Source organism: Lelliottia sp. RWM.1, from assembly GCF_016859735.1.
In the GTDB taxonomy this organism is placed as follows: Bacteria; Pseudomonadota; Gammaproteobacteria; order Enterobacterales; family Enterobacteriaceae; genus Enterobacter.
The window spans coordinates 17398-34614 of the sequence record NZ_WLVC01000018.1 but is presented as its reverse complement, the minus strand read 5'-3'; the positions used below and the strand labels follow the sequence as shown (position 1 = coordinate 34614).

General features: G+C 52.1%; 28 protein-coding genes. All 28 read left to right on the top strand.

What is annotated here, in order from left to right; all coding sequences use genetic code 11:
* Positions 1-2 precede the first annotated feature (2 nt).
* Complete coding sequence (locus tag GF617_RS14345; RefSeq protein ID WP_203451947.1) at positions 3-260, top strand: host nuclease inhibitor protein; 258 nt, start codon at positions 3-5, stop codon at positions 258-260.
* Positions 261-272: 12 nt separating this feature from the next.
* A complete protein-coding gene (locus GF617_RS14340; protein ID WP_203451945.1) occupies positions 273-890 on the top strand; it encodes a DUF3164 family protein in 618 nt (205 codons plus the stop codon).
* Positions 891-972: 82 nt separating this feature from the next.
* Positions 973-1482 carry a hypothetical protein gene (locus GF617_RS14335; protein ID WP_239006478.1) on the top strand — a complete coding sequence of 170 codons (510 nt, stop codon included), beginning with the start codon at positions 973-975 and terminating at the stop codon, positions 1480-1482.
* The gene (locus tag GF617_RS14330; RefSeq protein WP_203451943.1) at positions 1479-2024 is read left to right on the top strand and encodes a gp16 family protein; all 546 of its coding nucleotides are present in this window, start codon (positions 1479-1481) and stop codon (positions 2022-2024) included. Before GF617_RS14335 ends, GF617_RS14330 begins: the two co-directional genes overlap by 4 nt.
* Positions 2021-2413 (top strand): Mor transcription activator family protein, encoded by a 393-nt coding sequence (locus tag GF617_RS14325; protein ID WP_203451941.1) that lies wholly within the window; start codon positions 2021-2023, stop codon positions 2411-2413. Before GF617_RS14330 ends, GF617_RS14325 begins: the two co-directional genes overlap by 4 nt.
* A gap of 4 nt (positions 2414-2417) precedes the next feature.
* Positions 2418-2741: a hypothetical protein gene (locus tag GF617_RS14320; RefSeq protein WP_203451939.1), complete on the top strand. Its 324-nt coding sequence runs from the start codon at positions 2418-2420 to the stop codon at positions 2739-2741.
* Positions 2742-2836: 95 nt separating this feature from the next.
* Entirely contained in the window at positions 2837-3418 is a 582-nt protein-coding gene (locus GF617_RS14315) for a glycoside hydrolase family 108 protein (RefSeq protein ID WP_203451937.1), read from the top strand.
* 2 nt (positions 3419-3420) lie between these two features.
* Positions 3421-3639 carry a hypothetical protein gene (locus GF617_RS14310; protein ID WP_203451936.1) on the top strand — a complete coding sequence of 73 codons (219 nt, stop codon included), beginning with the start codon at positions 3421-3423 and terminating at the stop codon, positions 3637-3639.
* A complete protein-coding gene (locus tag GF617_RS14305) occupies positions 3632-4042 on the top strand; it encodes a hypothetical protein (RefSeq protein ID WP_203451934.1) in 411 nt (136 codons plus the stop codon). Before GF617_RS14310 ends, GF617_RS14305 begins: the two co-directional genes overlap by 8 nt.
* Positions 4030-4635 (top strand): hypothetical protein, encoded by a 606-nt coding sequence (locus GF617_RS14300; protein WP_203451933.1) that lies wholly within the window; start codon positions 4030-4032, stop codon positions 4633-4635. Before GF617_RS14305 ends, GF617_RS14300 begins: the two co-directional genes overlap by 13 nt.
* On the top strand, positions 4632-4862 hold the full coding sequence (locus tag GF617_RS14295; RefSeq protein ID WP_203451931.1) for a TraR/DksA family transcriptional regulator: 231 nt from the start codon (positions 4632-4634) through the stop codon (positions 4860-4862). The genes GF617_RS14300 and GF617_RS14295 overlap by 4 nt, the downstream gene beginning before the upstream one ends.
* Positions 4843-5145, top strand: coding sequence for a DUF2730 family protein (locus tag GF617_RS14290; protein ID WP_203451929.1), 303 nt, complete (start codon positions 4843-4845; stop codon positions 5143-5145). Before GF617_RS14295 ends, GF617_RS14290 begins: the two co-directional genes overlap by 20 nt.
* A gap of 11 nt (positions 5146-5156) precedes the next feature.
* Positions 5157-5444 carry an ArsR family transcriptional regulator gene (locus GF617_RS14285; protein ID WP_203451972.1) on the top strand — a complete coding sequence of 96 codons (288 nt, stop codon included), beginning with the start codon at positions 5157-5159 and terminating at the stop codon, positions 5442-5444.
* Positions 5445-5446: 2 nt separating this feature from the next.
* Complete coding sequence (locus GF617_RS14280; RefSeq protein WP_239006477.1) at positions 5447-5977, top strand: hypothetical protein; 531 nt, start codon at positions 5447-5449, stop codon at positions 5975-5977.
* A complete protein-coding gene (locus tag GF617_RS14275) occupies positions 5974-6252 on the top strand; it encodes a hypothetical protein (RefSeq protein ID WP_203451928.1) in 279 nt (92 codons plus the stop codon). Before GF617_RS14280 ends, GF617_RS14275 begins: the two co-directional genes overlap by 4 nt.
* A complete protein-coding gene (locus GF617_RS14270) occupies positions 6242-6820 on the top strand; it encodes a DUF3486 family protein (protein WP_203451926.1) in 579 nt (192 codons plus the stop codon). The genes GF617_RS14275 and GF617_RS14270 overlap by 11 nt, the downstream gene beginning before the upstream one ends.
* An 8-nt stretch (positions 6821-6828) precedes the next feature.
* On the top strand, positions 6829-8403 hold the full coding sequence (locus GF617_RS14265; protein WP_375290346.1) for a terminase large subunit domain-containing protein: 1575 nt from the start codon (positions 6829-6831) through the stop codon (positions 8401-8403).
* Positions 8403-9974 (top strand): DUF935 domain-containing protein, encoded by a 1572-nt coding sequence (locus tag GF617_RS14260; protein ID WP_203451923.1) that lies wholly within the window; start codon positions 8403-8405, stop codon positions 9972-9974. The genes GF617_RS14265 and GF617_RS14260 overlap by 1 nt, the downstream gene beginning before the upstream one ends.
* Complete coding sequence (locus GF617_RS14255; RefSeq protein ID WP_203451922.1) at positions 9967-10806, top strand: phage minor head protein; 840 nt, start codon at positions 9967-9969, stop codon at positions 10804-10806. Before GF617_RS14260 ends, GF617_RS14255 begins: the two co-directional genes overlap by 8 nt.
* A gap of 210 nt (positions 10807-11016) precedes the next feature.
* Positions 11017-11982: a phage protease gene (locus GF617_RS14250; RefSeq protein WP_203451920.1), complete on the top strand. Its 966-nt coding sequence runs from the start codon at positions 11017-11019 to the stop codon at positions 11980-11982.
* A gap of 2 nt (positions 11983-11984) precedes the next feature.
* Positions 11985-12899: a Mu-like prophage major head subunit gpT family protein gene (locus GF617_RS14245; protein ID WP_203451918.1), complete on the top strand. Its 915-nt coding sequence runs from the start codon at positions 11985-11987 to the stop codon at positions 12897-12899.
* Between the two features lie 73 nt (positions 12900-12972).
* Positions 12973-13563, top strand: coding sequence for a hypothetical protein (locus tag GF617_RS14240; RefSeq protein ID WP_203451916.1), 591 nt, complete (start codon positions 12973-12975; stop codon positions 13561-13563).
* A complete protein-coding gene (locus tag GF617_RS14235) occupies positions 13564-14004 on the top strand; it encodes a gp436 family protein (protein WP_203451915.1) in 441 nt (146 codons plus the stop codon). It begins immediately after the preceding gene.
* Positions 14004-14546, top strand: coding sequence for a phage virion morphogenesis protein (locus GF617_RS14230; protein WP_203451914.1), 543 nt, complete (start codon positions 14004-14006; stop codon positions 14544-14546). The genes GF617_RS14235 and GF617_RS14230 overlap by 1 nt, the downstream gene beginning before the upstream one ends.
* The gene (locus GF617_RS14225) at positions 14543-15184 is read left to right on the top strand and encodes a hypothetical protein (RefSeq protein WP_203451912.1); all 642 of its coding nucleotides are present in this window, start codon (positions 14543-14545) and stop codon (positions 15182-15184) included. The genes GF617_RS14230 and GF617_RS14225 overlap by 4 nt, the downstream gene beginning before the upstream one ends.
* A complete protein-coding gene (locus GF617_RS14220) occupies positions 15168-15371 on the top strand; it encodes a DUF2635 domain-containing protein (protein WP_203451910.1) in 204 nt (67 codons plus the stop codon). The genes GF617_RS14225 and GF617_RS14220 overlap by 17 nt, the downstream gene beginning before the upstream one ends.
* On the top strand, positions 15371-16849 hold the full coding sequence (locus GF617_RS14215) for a phage tail sheath subtilisin-like domain-containing protein (protein ID WP_203451909.1): 1479 nt from the start codon (positions 15371-15373) through the stop codon (positions 16847-16849). The genes GF617_RS14220 and GF617_RS14215 overlap by 1 nt, the downstream gene beginning before the upstream one ends.
* 9 nt (positions 16850-16858) lie before the next feature.
* Positions 16859-17215, top strand: a complete 357-nt coding sequence (locus GF617_RS14210) for a phage tail tube protein (protein ID WP_203451902.1) — start codon at positions 16859-16861, stop codon at positions 17213-17215.
* Positions 17216-17217 lie beyond the last annotated feature (2 nt).

Sequence of the window (17217 nt, the reverse complement as noted above, 5' to 3'; positions counted from 1 at the left end):
TTATGGGTTCCAAAATTAGGGCGTATGCCTGGGCATCTGGACTGATTGAATTTGGTCAGAAGCTCCCGGAGGGAGCATTACCCATTATTACCGGGGAAGCTAAGCAGGTCAGAGAGTTAATTGATATATGGGCAAGGCATTCACGAACCAGTGATCAGCTACTTGTTCCCGGAGTACCCGAAGCGGCCAATCAGCAGGAAGGGTGTGATGCCCTCATTAAATTTTGTGACCTGATTACCCGTGAATATCTGGAAAAATAAACTGAGGTAAATATGAATAATTTAAATGGCATTCCTGAGGGCTATCGCGTTAATGCTCAGGGACATCTGATCCCTGAATCTCAGGTTAAACCCCTGGACCTGTTAAGAGATGAAGTCGTGTTAAAGGTTGTTGCCGCCGCTAGCGAACAACATCAGGCACTGGCTGCATTCAAACTTGAGTCGATGTCTCAGATCGCAGACTTCATTGACCTTTCCGCCGCTGAGTATGGTGTTGAATTCGGCGGAACCAAAGGCAACGTTACCCTGGTCAGTTTTGATGGTCGTTTCAAACTGACTCGTGCCGTTGGTGAGCATCGCGTGTTTGATGAGCGCATTCAGGCGGCGAAAAAGCTGATTGATACCTGCATCAGTGAATGGTCTGGTGGCGCTGATGCAAAAATCATGGCGCTTGTGGATCATGCGTTCCGGGTCAATAAGCAGGGCAAAATCGATATTAATCAGGTCTTGGGACTCAGGCAGTTGAACATTGATGATGTGAAATGGAATGAAGCGATGGACGCTGTTGCTGATGCTATTCAAGTTACCGGCTCCAGCCAGTATCTGAGAATTTATGAACGGCAGGGTGATGGCTCTTATAAGCAAATCCCTCTGGATTTAGCCAAACTCTGATTATTAGTTAATTAACTCTGAATTTAACTCGGCGCTTGCGTCATGGCTTCGCTCGCGCCGGATTCACTACAAGGGATATTCCATGAACATGAACAATATTAATAAACCTCTTATTTTCGATGCTGTTTTGGCGACGTGGGGGTATGACCATCAGGTAATAGAAACTGCCGGGGTATGTAACGCTCTGGCGGCTAGCTGTGTCCAGTTTGTTAATCATAAGTCCACAGGTAACCGTATTGCTGAAGAAGCTGCCGGAGTGGAGATCATGATTGAGCAGCTTCGTCACAATGGTATGAATGACATGATTGAACAGCATAAAACCCGGAAATTAACACGTCTTTCGCTGCGGGTAGGTATTGAATGCACACTTATATCACCAGACACTCCAACGGTTTCGTCCCTGCTAGAAGAGGCTCTGGAGCAACTGAATCTTGCGCAGGAGCTGTATCTGGACCCTATGACCAGCAATCGTCTGGCGGCAGCAAGAACACGCAGTTGTATCGCCGCTTTGATGCAGGCATCACAGACCATGATCCGCCTCCAGCAGCAGTTGGAATATGGGCCTCTCAATAAAGAGAGAACGCATCCATGAGCCGGGCATCCCTGATAACGCTAATCCATGTAGCTAAAAATGACCTCCGGCTTGATGATGAAACATATAGAGCCTTGCTCATGCGTATTACAGGAGAGACAAGTTGTCGAAACCTGAGGGTAAACCAGCTCGAATCAGTAATTAAGGCTCTTGAAGATAACGGATTCAGCCGGAAAAAAACCAGTAAGCGAAGGCCAAAAGTTGCTTTGCCGGAAAGCGATAAAGTCCGGGTAATCTGGCGAAATATGGCCCATGACGGTTTTCTCGCTAATGCCAGCGAGGTGGCCCTGGACCATTTTATACAGCGTATGACCAGCCGTAAAAATGGTGGTGAAGGAGTAGCAACACTTGCCTGGTTAAGAGGAGATGACCTTGTGAGTGTTCTGGAAGGTCTTAAAAAATGGCATATCCGGGAGATGAAAATGGCTATGAACTTGCATCATGTGAGTATGCCCGTTAATCCGAGAACGGGGAGCGAAAGCCGGGACTATGACACTATCTGTGGTGCTTATCTTACAGCTGCGAAAAGGTGGTCGAAATGAATGATGATCTCTTTGGTGATATCCGTGATGACAGCATCCTTGACCATATCGATGATGAAGTGGAAAGCTCCCGTTTTCCCTCTCTGCTCGCTGAGCTGAATGCTCTGCTTCGTGTTGAACTGGAGCGACTGGGTTATAACCCTCGTCACTCAATAGAATTGGTATCGGCAATCAGCAGCAAAATTGGTGGAATGCAGGTTTACTTTCCTCGAGGTCAGATGCTTGAACAATTTGTTCGCGACATGCGTATCTGGCGTGATTTCACTGGAAATAATATTCCGGAACTGGTTGAGCGCTACCATGTAACATACAAAACGGTGTATAAAGCCATTCGGAGAATGCGGAAACTAGAACAAAGCAAGAAACAACTTTCATTTGATATGGGGTGATGAGATGGCCGCTGGAGTAATCATTGATGTGGTTTTGTTGATATGTGTTTTCTGGGTGTTTTTTGATGCAGCTAATCATCATATCGGTAGTTATGTAGTTAGTGATGGCATTCAAAAGGGGTACAGAAAAGGACTGCACCCAGTTGTATGGGCAGTTCTGAGCATATTTGTACTACCTTTCATTCTGTATCTGGTTAGGAGAAAATCCTTACTGAATACTGCAAAGATGCACCCAGCAACAACGGACAAAAGTGTTGGATTTATTATTTTGCTTTTATTAGTTTCTGGATTGGTGCTCTATAGCTATAGAGATTATCTATTCTATTAATACTACTTTTTCAATGAAGCCGGTAAATCCGGCTTTTTTTATGCCTGCGACAGAATGGGGAAAGTTTCAATTTCCTCCCCATAACAGGAGCAGACATGACCATAGCGATACTCTCTCCCGCATTTACTCACGCACTTGCCTTTGTCCTTGCCCGTGAAGGGGGCTATGTCAACGACCCAACCGATAAAGGCGGCGAAACCAATCTGGGTATCTCAGATAAACGCGATGGTGTTGCCGATGGCCTCACCGATGTGGATGGCGACGGCAAACCCGATACCAGAATAAAAGACCTGACCAAAGAACAGGCCGGGCAGATTTATTATCGTGATTACTGGTATCCGGCATATTGCACCGACTGGCCGGATGGTATCTCCCTTTTCATGTTTGACGCTGCTGTTCAGCATGGCGCGAAAAAAGCGCTCCAGTTGCTGCAGGAGGCCGTAGGTGTTTCTGCCGATGGTCTTGTCGGGCCGAAAACCATAAAAGCTGTTATCGGCGCGGATGCTGAATGGCTGCTCAATCGCTGTTTCCTGCGCCGTTCCCGCTATTACGCAAGCATCATCAAATCAAATCCCGCTCAGGGTAAATATCTCAACGGATGGTTTAACCGCCTCGACGAACTGGCGAACGCTTGCCATGAAGTTGTTGGCGGACAGGTCTCTGTGCCCCGGAGCTGACTATGGGCAAAGGCTGGGAATCATCAATGCGTCAGGGACGACGTGATCGCATTAAAAGGGAGGTTCTTCACAGAGTGGCCGGTGGACCAAAGCCTGAACCCACTGACTACACGGGGCACGACGGCACTCATGCCAGCTATTACATGAAGGGCTGGTTGTCCGTTGATATTCGCGACATCGTCTGGCAATGCCAGCGTTATAAGGAAAAACACAGTGTTTAAATCGTTTAATAAAGCCTGGTTAAAACAAGCTTTACTCCGCATTTTACCGTCAGGCTGGCTTCTGCTCGCTTTGATCGTTCTGTCTCTCGTGCTCTGTAATGCCTATGGACGCCAGGCTTTTCTTGTGTGGTGGTGTGCATTCTCTGGAGTTGCGCTCATCGGCTTCAGTATAGCCCTCGGCAACCTGCAGCCTTCCCGACTGCTAAAGCCTGATACGCACATCGGGCGGTTTGCGTATTTCTTTGCGTGGCTGGTCTGGTCTGTGGGCGTTGTTTTTATTTTACTGTCACCGATTTTAGCCGAGCCGTTGAGACTTATTGGGCTGCCCCCCTTAGGTGCGGTTACCAGTGTTCTGTTCTGCCGCTGGGTTTTACGTAAGGGGCTGCTCGCATGGATCCAGTAACTATTTCCACCCTCGCCTCCGTATTACTCAAAGCCGGTCCATCACTGGTGCGCACTGTAGGAGGATGGTTTGGTAGCGACGCAGCCAAAACTGCAGACTCGGTTGCCGGTATTGTTGAGACGGTTAACGGTGTGATTAACCCGCAGGACCAGCAGCGTGTACTGGAGCAGAAGCTGGCACAGCTTCCCCCAGAGCAGTTCGTCCAGTTGGAGTCCCTTAAGGTTCAACTGGAGCAATATCAGCTTGAACTAAAGAAAGCGAGCCTGGCCGACCAGCAGGCCGCGCATCACGAGCAGCAGGAAACCATTCGTAATGGTGACAACGCTACCGATGAGTATGTCCGTCAGACCCGTCCTCTCATGGCGAGACTGTCCCTCTACAGCAGCATCGTATACGTCATGTTGATGTCACTCGGGCAACAGGCCGGTGCTGTGTCAGGCGCATTCGGTCATGCGTTTTCAATGCCAGCTCCCGACTGGGATATCGCGCTGATGCTGGCAACACCGGCCCTCGGTTATCTCGGTTTCAGAACGCTGGATGGTTTCGCCAGGTACAGCAAATCCAGCAAACACAAGGTGGTGATGCCCAAATGACTGATGCCTTTGATCGCGCCAGTAGTCTGGAGACTGAAGAGCGTGAGCGCGCACTTAATCATCATTTAAGCCGGGTTAAAGAATCTCCGGACCATCCGGGATTTTGTAACGACTGCGGCAACGATATCCCTGGGGCACGCCTCCAAGCGAACCCGGATGCCGTGACCTGTTTCACCTGTCAGGACATCAGAGAAAAAAGGGGGAAGCGTGGGCTGGGAAATCGTTAAAGATAACTGGGCGATCTTCTGGGCGCTGTTTATGTCAGCGGTCAATTTGATACAGCTCCTGCTGGCAAAAACCTATGTGAAGCGCGAGGAACTGGACATGGTACGCAACCGGATTCAGGGGCTTGAGAACACGATTGCGGTGCTCCCCAGTCAGAAAGACCTGCATCAGCTGCAGCTCGAAATGAGCAATCTGCGTGGTGAGCTGCGTGAGCTGGCCCCCGCCATTCGGCAGGTGTCGCGCATCAGCGATTTACTTCTGGAAAACGAACTGAAGGAAAAATAGAGGGTATGACTATGCGTGACGTACTCGACCAGGACCAGCGCCTGGTCCTTTTGCGATCTTTGCTGGACTGCGGTGACAGTGCCAATGAATCCATCCTGCAGACCTGTCTTCAAACCTATGGCCATAAGGTTTCCCGCGATACGGTTCGCACGCAACTCGCCTGGTTGCGTGAGCAGGGACTGGTGACGCTGAGTGATGTTTCTGGCTGCTATGTCGCCGAAATCACGGGCCGTGGGGATGAGGTGGCCAGCGGCCTGATTACCGTACCGGGTGTAAAAAAACCGCGTCCAAGGGGGTAGAGATGACGAAGGATATTCCATCCATGCTGGCTGGTTGTCGGTTACAGGCGGAGAACCTGCGCCGTCTTTCCCGAACGGCATCACTGCGCGAGAACGGTGAAATTTCAATGTCTTCGGAAGCCCTGTTCCATGCTGCAGTGATTATTGAGTCGCTTTGTGCTGCCAGCGAAAAAGCCGTGGAAGGCATTGCCCGGCTTGACCGTTCTGAGATTCAGCTCATCTCTGAGCGTGATCAGGTTATCGATGCCCTTGATGGTATGTACGAGGCTGTTCTCGGCAGAAAACCAGAATGGAGCAGCGCCTTTGGCTTTTCTGATGCCATCAATGAAGTGGCTGAGCATATGTTCTCACTGGAAGGTGCTCAGCTTGTTCCAGATGAAGAGGAATTCCGGGAACTATTTGAAAAATGGTGTTCAGTAAACATTGAGCGTAACAAATGGCATCCTGAATACTACGCACACCTACCCGCCAGAGAGCAGTGGGATTCATGGAGAGCCTGCCTGTTTGTGCTGCTTCATAGGATAAAAAAATGACAAAGAAACTGAAACCACTGACTAAGGGTGAACGTAACACCATTAATCTGATGGCGGCCGTGCTTGTGTGTCTTGAGCTTGAGGTCAGGGCTGTTGCCCCACAAGTGGAGAAATCAACAGGTAAGAAATACGATCACAATGCACCTGACTCCTATCTGAATACGTTCCTGAATAACAACCCGGAATATAAACGTGCCTGGAAGCTCCTGCTGAAAGACAAGGCCAGCCATGAGCGCGGGTTCCTGGAGAAAATCAGGAGGGAAAATGGCAAGTGAACAGCGTCCTACCCGTGGCCGCCCCTCAAAGATTGATCTCCTGCCTGACGTGGTGCGCGATCATCTCCATCAGTTGTTACGTGACAAGCGCCATACCCAGGAGGAAATCCGCGAAGCCATTAATGAGCTGATAGCCGATCACAATCTGCCCGAGGATATGAAGCTCAGCCGCACCGGTCTCAACCGTTACGCCAGCCGGATGGAAGAGTTTGGTGCGAAAATTCGGGCTTCACGCGAGATGGCTGAAATCTGGGCGTCAAAGCTGGGTTCAGCGCCGACCTCAGACGTCGGAAAGCTATTGATGGAGTTCGTTAAGACGCTGGCATTCGAAACCTCAATGGACCTGGCTGAACGTGACAAGGTTGTTGAGCCAAAGGCTCTGGGGCAACTGGCGCTGGTAGCGCAACGTCTGGAGGCGGCAGCAATGGCCAGCCATAAGCGAGAGAAAGAGATCCGTCAGGCATTTGCCGAAGAAGCTGCAGCTCAGGCTGAGACCATAACCAAACAGGCTGGTCTCTCAGCTGAAACGGCCGCTGATATCCGCCGCCAGATTCTGGGGATCGCATAATGGTTGATATGGTCACAGATAGCGCCCTGAACAGCGCCTCCGCTGCGGCGATTCTTGCTGGTGAGTTTGACCAGGAACAGGTGCTTTTGCCTTACCAGCGCCGATGGATTGCCGATACTGCCCAAATCAAAATCGGTGAAAAATCGCGACGTACCGGTTTGACCTGGGCAGAAGCAGCTGATGCAGCGTTGAATGGTTCGATGTCGAGAGCAGCTGGTGGGTGCGACACCTTCTATGTCGGCACGACAAAAGACATGGCGCGTGAGTTTATCGACGCCTGCGCAATGTGGGCAAAAGCCTATGACTGGGCCGCATCAGACATTGGTGAAGAAGTCCTGGAAGATGAAGACAAAGACATCCTGGTGTATGTCATCAACTTTGCCAGCGGTTTCAAAATCAAGGCGTTGTCCTCTAACCCGTCAAATCTTCGCGGTATGCAGGGTAACGTCATTATTGACGAAGCGGCATTCCAGGGCGATCTGGCCGCATTACTGAAAGCTGCGCTGGCGCTGACCATGTGGGGCAGTAAAGTGCGTATCATCTCCACCCACAACGGCATAGAAAATCTGTTCAATACCCTGATTACTGAGAGCAGAGCGGGTAAACGTCGCTACTCTGTTCACCGTATTGATATTGAACTGGCCATCTCTGAGGGACTTTATAAACGTATCTGCCAGGTCACCCGACAGACCTGGTCACCGGCTGCAGAAGCTGAGTGGCTGGACAATCTGCTGAGCGATACGGCAACTGAAGAAGATGCTCGTGAGGAATACTATTGCGAACCCAAGAACGGTGGCGGGACGTATCTGGCCCGTTCCATTCGTGAGCGAGCTGCTCGGGGTTCCGGTCCCGTTCTGCGCTTCACTGGGTCGGCTGATTTCAATGCCACGCCTGAAGGTATTCGTGCGCTCGATATGCAGGAATGGCTTGAACAGGTGGTGTTGCCTGAGCTGAATAAACTGCCTTCGAATCTTCGCCACTGTCTTGGTGAAGACTTTGCCCGTTCTGGTCACCTGACGGTCTTTGCTCCTATGACCGTCAACGATGATACGACCCGAACAGTCCCCTTCCTGGTTGAGCTGGCCAACGTTCCCTATAAGCAGCAGGAGCAGGCGCTCTTCTTTATATGTGATCGTCTCCCGCGCCGGGATGGTATCAAGCTGGATGGCAGGGGGAACGGTAACTATCTGGCTGAGCAGGCTGCAGAAAAATACGGTGCAGAGGTCGAAGTGGTTATGCCATCAGTTGGACACTATCGGGAAAACATGCCGCGCTTTAAATCTGCATTTGAGGATGACGAGCTGGTGCTGCCTAAGCATGAGGATGTTATCAGCGACCTCGGACAGATTGTGATCATGCGTGGTACGCCTGGAATTGATGACCGGGAAAATACCGGCAGCGATGGTCATAAGCGGCATGGTGACAGCGCCTATGCGATCTTCCTGGCTTTTCTCGCCAGTAAGGAAGACTGCCAGCGCTACGAATTGCATCGTCTCAATAAACCACAACAGCAGCGTAACAAAGACGGTCATCGCCAGTTGCGCATTACACGTGGCCTTAGAAATCAGCGAGGACTGCTTTGATGCTGAAAAAAATCACCGGCGCGATCCGTAATCTGCTCAACCCAGCGACAGATGAACCGATTGCCGTTAATGAACAGGATATGAAGAAGGCTGAAGCCAGAGCCAGGCGAGCAAGCGTGAGATCGCCATCTCCGGGCGTCAGCGTCGCGAGTTCTTTATCCCCGGCAAGGCTTGCCGGGGTTTTACGCAATGTGACGGAAGGGAATGCACGGGACTACTTCATTCTTGCTGAAGAAATGGAAGAGCGTGACCTGCATTATGCAAGCGTTCTGCGTACCCGTAAGCTCACCGTTGCCAGTATTACCCCAAGCGTCACAGCGGCAAGCGACAACGAGCGGGATGTCATGCTGGCTGATGCGGTCCTTAATCTGATGGAACAACCTCAAATACCTGAACTGTTGTTTGATCTGCTTGATGGGCTGGGTAAAGGCGTCGGTGTGTGTGAAATCCTCTGGAGCACACGGGATGGCTGGATACCTTATGATTATGAATGGGTTGACCCGCGATTTTTGAAACCCGACAGCGATACGTTGCGTGAGTTCCGCCTTTTGACGGATGAACAACCCGTTGAAGGTATCGCGCTGTCACCGGGTAAATATGTCATGCACTATCCCCGGCTGAAGTCAGGTCTGCCGTTGCGTAATGGTCTCGCCCGTCTGGTGGCCGTGATGTATATGCTGAAATCATTCACCATCCGTGACTGGTGGGCATTTGCGGAAAAATTCGGTATTCCAATTGTCATCGGTAAATACGGTGCAAATGCTTCAACAGAGCAAATCCAGACGCTTATCGATGCTATCGCTTCTATTGCATCCGATGCGGGGTGCGCTATCCCACAATCTATGCAACTGGACATGCAGGAGACGGCCAGCCGCAACAACGGCGGCGCTCTGTTTAAGGAAATGGCCGACTGGTGCGACGCGCAGACCAGCAAAGCGGTACTCGGCCAGACGATGACCACCGATAACGGCAGTTCACGGGCACAGGCCGATGTGCATGACAGAGTGCGCATGGATATCGCCAGATGGGATGCACGACAACTGGAGAACACGATCAATGAATTTCTGGTCCGTCCGTTCATCCAGTTTAACTACGGCCCCCAGGAGCGCTATCCCCTTGTTAAGCTGCCCATCAGCGAGCCGGAAGACCTGAAGGCGTTTGTGGATGCCCTGACGCCGTTAATTGATCGTGGTATGCGGGTTCAGGAGTCTGAAATTCGAGACAAGTTTGGTCTGGCCGAGCCGGAAAAAGATGCCAGTGTCCTTGCGCCATCAAACAGTTTTTCCGCATATGGGCCAACAACAGCCCTGAACCGCGAGAGAATGGCACTCAACCGTTCGCAGGAAGATGAGATAGACGCAATGGTCAGTGAAGCAATGAAAGACTGGGCGCAAACGGGAGATGTCTTCACCAGTCCGGTGCTGCAGCTGGCAAACGATGTGGACAGTTTTGAAGAGTTTCTGGCTCGTCTTCCTGACCTGCAGCAATCGCTTAAACCTGATGAATTCGTGCAGCAGCTGGCGATGCTGGGCTTTAAAGCCCGTGCGCTGGGAGATGTGAAAGATGACTGAACCGTCCATTATTCCAAAGGAAGCTCTGGCCTGGCTGAAGTCCAAGAAGCTGAAGCCGGGGTTTGATTATCGCGATGTCTGGCGCGAAGAGCACAGCATCGGTTTTACCGTGGCGAAGCTGACCCAGATCGATCTTCTTCAGGATGTGAAAACAATACTGGAAGAGGCGCTGGAGAATGGCCAGACCTTTGCGCAGTTCCGTGAGACCCTTAAGCCGTTACTGGTAAAACGCGGCTGGTGGGGTGTGCAGATGATGGATGACCCTCTGACGCAGGAAACCCGCGTGGTGCAGCTCGGCAGCGACAGGCGTCTTCGGACCATCTACGATACCAACATGCGAACAGCCAGAAGCGCTGGCCAGTGGGAACGAATTGATCGCACCAAACGCGCTATGCCCTATCTGCTCTATACGCTGGGGCCATCCCGTGAGCACCGGCAGGAGCATTTCCAGTGGGCTGACCTTTGCCTGCCGGTGGATGACCCTTTCTGGCAGACGCATATCGGTCCCAATGGCTGGGGGTGTAAATGTGGTGTTCGCCAGGTCAGTAAGTTTGAGTACCAGCAAATGCAGAAGAACGGCGTAACCCGCAACGTGCAGCAGCTCGATGCCAGCGGTAATCCAACAGGCATGGTCAACCGTCAGACAGTTCCTGTTCGTACCGAAGCACCGGACATTAAGCGGGTGAAATGGGTTAACAAACGAACCGGTGAAGAGGAGATGGTTCCGCAGGGTATTGATCCTGGCTGGGACTACAACCCCGGCACGGGACGCAGGGCTGAGCTTGAACGTCAGCTGCAGATGAAACAACAGGCATTTGACGCGGGAAAGTAAGTTGAGCGAGAACCCATCAGAATCGCTCATAGTGACGTCATCATGCTTTATGGTACGATGGCGCTCTCAAATTTTCTTAAACGCGCCCAGCCGTTTTTAAACGGGGTTTAAACGGGGTTGCCCGTTGCGTTTACAGTGAAGCCGGTAAATCCGGCTTTTTTTTTGCCTTCCTCATACTGTCCGTACCCGCAATAACACACGGACAGCATCATGAATACCACCCAGCCAGAACTTCTGGCGCTCTGTTTTGAACTGCCTGACCTGGAAGACGCCAGCCAGCCTTTACCGGAATGGTTGCCGATGATACCGGCAGGAATTTTCACGGGTCGAGATGGTCGTTCGTGGATTAACAACAATCCTGACGCTGTTGTGTCAGCGTCGTTCCGTTACCCAAAACTGCCTTTTGATGCAGAGCATTCAACCGAACTGCTGGGGCCAAAAGGGGAAGAGGCTCCGGCTTACGCCTGGATTGATGCCCTTCGCGTGAATGCTGATGGCAGCATTGATGGCCACATTGAGTGGACACCGGACGGTGAAGTGCTCGTTCGCGGTAAAAAATACCGTTATTACAGCCCGGCATTTTTCAACACTGCCGACGCTCAGGTCACTCGCCTGTCCAGCGCCGGTCTGACCAACAAACCCAACCTGTTTTTACCCGCACTTAACTCGGAGAACCACGAGATGACTGTACCTGTCCAGATTGTGACGGTGCTGGGACTCGCTGCAACTGCGTCTGTCGAAGACGTGGTGAAAGGCATCCAGCAAATCAAAGACCGCGAAACGGTAGCCCTTAACCGTGCCGAAAACCCGGACCTGTCGAAGTTTATTCCGGTGGAAACCCACCAACTGGCGCTTAACCGTGCTGAAACGGCAGAAGGCCGCCTGAAGGTTCTGGATGATAAAACCGCCACCGACATGGTGGATGGCGCGGTGACCGCCGGGAAAGTCGCACCAGCGAATCGCGATATGTACCTGGCGCTTTGCCGTACCGAAGACGGCCGTAAGCAGTTTAACGAGTTCGTGAAAACTGCGCCGGTGCTTGTTAACGCTGACCCTACAAAAGGGAAAGAGAACAAAGGCCAGGCTGAACTGACCGAAACAGAGCTGGCGATGTGCCGCAGCATGGGCCTCTCCAAAGAAGAGTTTATCGCCGCTAAACCGAAACAGGAGCAATAAGAATGCCACAACCGTCAGCAGAAGTTCTGCACGCGCTCACCACATCGCTGAGCGCTGCGTTTACCAAAGGTCTTGCCGGGGTCACTCCGCAGTATCTGCGCATCGCGACTGTCGTCCCAAGTAGTGCAGCGTCGAACACGTATGGCTGGTTATCGGATTTACCGGGTATCAAAGAATGGGTGGGTGATCGCCAACTGGCCCAGCTTTCTCAGCAGGGTTACACCATCAATAACAAGACCTGGGAAAGTTCCATTCGCATCCGTCGTGAAAATATCGAAGACGATCAGATTGGGCAATACAGCGTCATTGCTCAGGCATATGGCCAGCAAGTATCCGAGTTCCCGGATACGCTCAGTTTCCCGATGCTCGTTGCCGGTTTCACGACCCTGTGTTTTGACGGCCAGAACTTTTTCGACACTGATCACCCGATGGCCGGAAGTACCTACAGCAACATTGTAGGGGATGTCGCCACCGATGCCGGTGAGCCGTGGTTCCTGATTGATGAATCGCAGGTACTGAAACCGGTCCTGTACCAGAACCGCCGGGAGTTCGATTTCAAGTCTCTGGATGACCTTAACAGCGAGCATACCTTCCTCAAAAACGAGTTCCTGTTTGGTGTGGACGGACGTTGCAATGTCGGCTTCGGTTTCTGGCAAACCGCCTGTGCTTCCCGAGCGCCACTGAATGCAGCCAACTACGAAAAAGCGGTTGCTGTTCTTCAGGGAATGAAACGTGAATCTGGTGAGCCGTTGGGCATTCGTCCGACCACGCTGGTTGTTGGCCCGAAAAACCGCGCCGCCGCGAAGAAAGTTATCGACGCGCAACTGGTCGATGGTGGCAACTCCAACATCTATTACAAAGATGTGGAAATTGTTGATTCACCGTTCATCACCACGCCTGCCGCTCCGGCTCCTTGAACATCAGTCTCCGTTAAATCCGTAACAGCAGGTTTTAAACCTGCTGTTACCCACCTTTAAAGAGGATGGAACAGTGAGTGGAACGAAAGAAAAAACAACGGGTAAGCAAAACGCTAAAAGTAGCACTGGCAAGGTTCCAGCGTCGAAAATGGCACAGGCTGATGCACTTAACACAGCAGGATCTGAACTGCCAGTTACATTGCCGGGGCATTACGTATCGGTGGGTTCGCGTCCCGTCAGCACAGTAACACTTTCTGGTGATGTTAATGCTGAGAAGGATATTTCTGGTGCGGTGAAACTGACAACAACCGGAACCGTCATTCTGGAAGGCAACAACATTGAGTTCACTTCGGAGAGTGTAACGATTGGGGGCGAAACAACCAAACTCAGTATGCCTCCAGCCATCGCTTCAGGACCCGGTGACATCGAGCTGCTGGAGGTCCGTGCTGTTTCAGAGCGCGGGTTCTTCCGGTGTGGTCGCTTCTGGCCGCGTGAATCTGTCCATGTCTTTGTCAGTGATGACCCTGAAGAGGACAACGCTGCTAATGCGCTCGAAGGTGATGTTGTCGTGGAATGCTTTATCAGCCACGAAACCGCCACCCGCCTGAAAGCCGAGCCGAATCTGAAGGTGTCTGTACTGAAAAAGGTCGCGGGGGAAGAGTAAATGGGCATTTACGTCACCCGCGATGATCTGCTGGCAACGGACGGGTCTATGGTCTGGAATATGGCTATCGACAAGTCTACCCAGCAGCTCGACGACGCGAAGATTGAAACAGCGATTGAAGATGCAGATGCTGAAATCAATTCATTTCTGTCGAAACGATTTAAGTTGCCGCTCAATATCGCCACTATTCCGCGTCCTCTTCACCGGGTGGCTGTATCCATTGCGATTTACTGGCTGTCAGAACGCGACAGCCAGATAACTAATGAAATCCAGAAGCGTTACGACGACGCCATTCGCACGTTAAAAGAGATCGCTAACGGGACGCGGGACCTCGGGCTGCCGACTGATACGCCCGCCCCGGAAACCGACAGTGGAAAGATGATTGTCGTCTCAGACAATACGCGCCTTTTCACCCGTAACAAGCTTCGCGGGGTGCTGTGATGTCTATTTCCGTGGAGGTTATGGGAGCGGAGAAGCTTTCTCAAATCCGGCTTGCCATCGAGAAACTCTCCGACAGTTCACTTCAGGAAGAGTTGCTGGAGAACATCGGGGCCATTGTTGAATCCCAGACCCGCCGTCGTATCAGCGATGAGAAAACCAGCCCTGCAGGTGAGAAATGGCAGGACTGGTCAGAGGGGTATCGTAAGACACGCCACGGTAACCAGAGCCTGCTTCAGGGTAATGGCGATCTGCTGGACAGCATCCAGTACATCGTCGAACGCGGCCGTGTGCGTGTTGGTTCACCACTGGCCTATGCCGCCGTACACCAGGACGGTTTTGCTGGAAGTGTTTCCGTCAGTGCTCACAAGCGCCTTATCACCCAGGCCTTTGGCCGCGCACTGAAGCACGGAGTCTGGCAGTCCGTTGGTGCTCATAAGCGTCTGATGGATACGCCGCAGCGCGAATACCTCGGACTTTCATCAGAAAACAGTGAAGAGCTGATGCATGTCATCGGTGACTTCTGGCAGGGGATTCTTCCATGAACAACCGTCCCGAACTACTGACCACCGGCAGTACGATCTCAGCTGCTGAAAATATCATTGCCTGGATTAAAAAGCCCCCGTCGGAAGATGAGCAGGACAAGGGGCTTCTGGGTAATAACCCTGACCAGGTGGCAGTTATCGAACGCCACATAGGGCAGTTCAATACGCCTCAGGAGGTGAAAACCTACCTGTCTGACCGTGATGGTTGTATTCGCATTGCTGCTCTTCGCATCCGCAACATCCGTTCACGTGCAGGCGGCATGGTTGGCGATGTCACCTGGGCGGCCTATGTCATGGCAACTGATTCGTGGGGGCATTCCCGCGACCTGCGTTGTGAGGTTCTGGTTGGAAAGCTCGCTCGCCGAATCGCTGCACGTGATGCAGCCACGGGCATGAAGGCTGAGCGTGCAGCCAGTGCCATCAGTGCTGACAACATCTATTCCGGTGGACTGAACGAGCTGGGACTGACCATGTGGGCTGTTACGTGGGAACAGGAGTTCCGGCTTGATGATGAAATCGACATTAACGCTCTGCCTGACTTCCTCCGACTGGGGGCGACATTCGCGGTTAACGGCGGAGCAACTCAGATTGACGGTGTGATTAACGTAAGGGAACCAAACAATGAAACAACTGATTAAACCAGCCCGTGAAGGACTGCTGGTGCGTAAAGCTAACGGTGAACGCCTGAAGCCTGAGGGGGAAACCCTGACCGCAAACGCCTGGTGGTATCGCCGCCGCACTGAGGGTGATGTAACCATCACCAACATCGAAACTGAACAGGCCCAGCCTGATACTCAGTCATCTAAAGCCGGGGAGAAAAAATAATGTCGCTTGGTTCAATTCCGGATGATATCCGTGTCCCGCTTATTTATATCGAAATTGACAACTCGCAGGCATTGAGCAGCGCCCCGGCTCAATCCCGCAAAGTGATCGTCATTGGTCATCAACTGACGGGTGGTACTGCTGCAGCCCTGACCCAGAACCGCATTACCAGCGACGGTACGGCGGAAAACCTTTACGGGAAAGGTTCCCAACTGGCTGAAATGCTGAAGATGTTCCGTAAGGCGAACAGCTATACCGAAACCTATGGGATGGGGATTAATGATCTGGAAGCTGGTACAGCCGCGAAAGCGACACTGAAAATCACCGGCGCAGCCACGGCTGCAGGCACGCTGGCGCTGATGATTAACGGTATTCCTGTTAAGGTGGGCGTCGCTGTCGGTGATGATCCTGTTGCTGTTACCAGTGCTATTATCGCTGCCACCAGTAGCAAACCGAACACCCAGGTTACTGCCGCATTAAAGGCCACAACAACAGACACCGTAGAACTGATGGCAGTCTGGAAGGGTGAAGGCACTAACGCTATGGATGTGCGCCTGAACTACTACCCTGGCGAGAAACTGCCTGCAGGTATTGCGGTGGCAGTGACTGATTTTGCTGGGGGTTCTGGAACACCGGACATTACAGCTGTCGTCGCGGCTCTGGGTGATGACTGGTACACCGATATCGTCTTTGCCTTCAATGATACCGAGAGCCTCAACACCATCCGTGACGAACTGGTGTCACGCTGGGGGCCGCTGAAGATGATTGAAGCGCAGCTCTGGTCGGGATATCGCGGCACACACGCTGAAACAGGCACGTATGGTGATGCCCGTAACGACTGGCTGATTTCAAACATGTCCACCAATATTGCTCCGCAACCGCACTGGTTGTGGGCTGCCTCCTACGGTGGCATTGCCTCTTATTATCTGGCCATCGACCCGGCTCGCCCACTGCAGACGCTGGTCATGCCTGGCATTCTTGCCCCTGAAAAAGAGGTTCGCTGGGATATGCCAGAACGCAACCTGCTTCTGCACGATGGTATGGCCACACACTTTGTCGATGCCGGTGGCAACGTCTGTATTGATCGTGAAATCACCATGTATCGCGTGAACCAGTTCGGCGACCCGGATACGTCGTATCTTGATGTGCAGTCACCGGCAACACTTGGACGTATCCGCTACATCATCAAAAACCGTTTCTCTAACCGTTACCCCCGCCACAAGCTGGCAGGTGATGATGTTCTTGAGTTACTCGACCCCGGTCAGCCGGTAATTACGCCAAAGATTGCACGCGGAGAGCTGCTGGATATCGCCCTGACGGAGTTGGTCCCGGCAGGTCTGGTGGAAGATTTCGACGACTACAAAGACACGCTTGATGTCGAAATCGACAGCAACGATGCCAATCGTCTGAACTTCCTCGCGCATCCAAACCTGGTCAATCAGCTTCGCACACTTGCCGGTCTCATCCAGTTCAAACAGTAAGGAGGAAGAATGTCGACCATTCTCGGGATGGCGTCCATCCGTGTTAACGGACGCGAAATTAAAACAGAAGGTAAATCCACCCTGAATCCGGGCGGGTTTGCCCGTACACAGCACATGGGCGGAGGTAAAGTCTGGGGGCTTTCCCGTAAGATGGCAGGTCCCTCTATCAAGATGACCATCGCCGCTGGAGAGGACATGGATGTTATTGAAATCAGTAACTGGGAGAACGTGACGGTGATGTTTGAAGGAGATAACGGGCTGAACTATATGATGACCGGCTCCGCCACAGACAACCCAGCTGAACTGGATGAAGATGCTGGCACGATCAGTGCCAATTTCATCGGAACCAAACTGGTGAAGGTGTAACA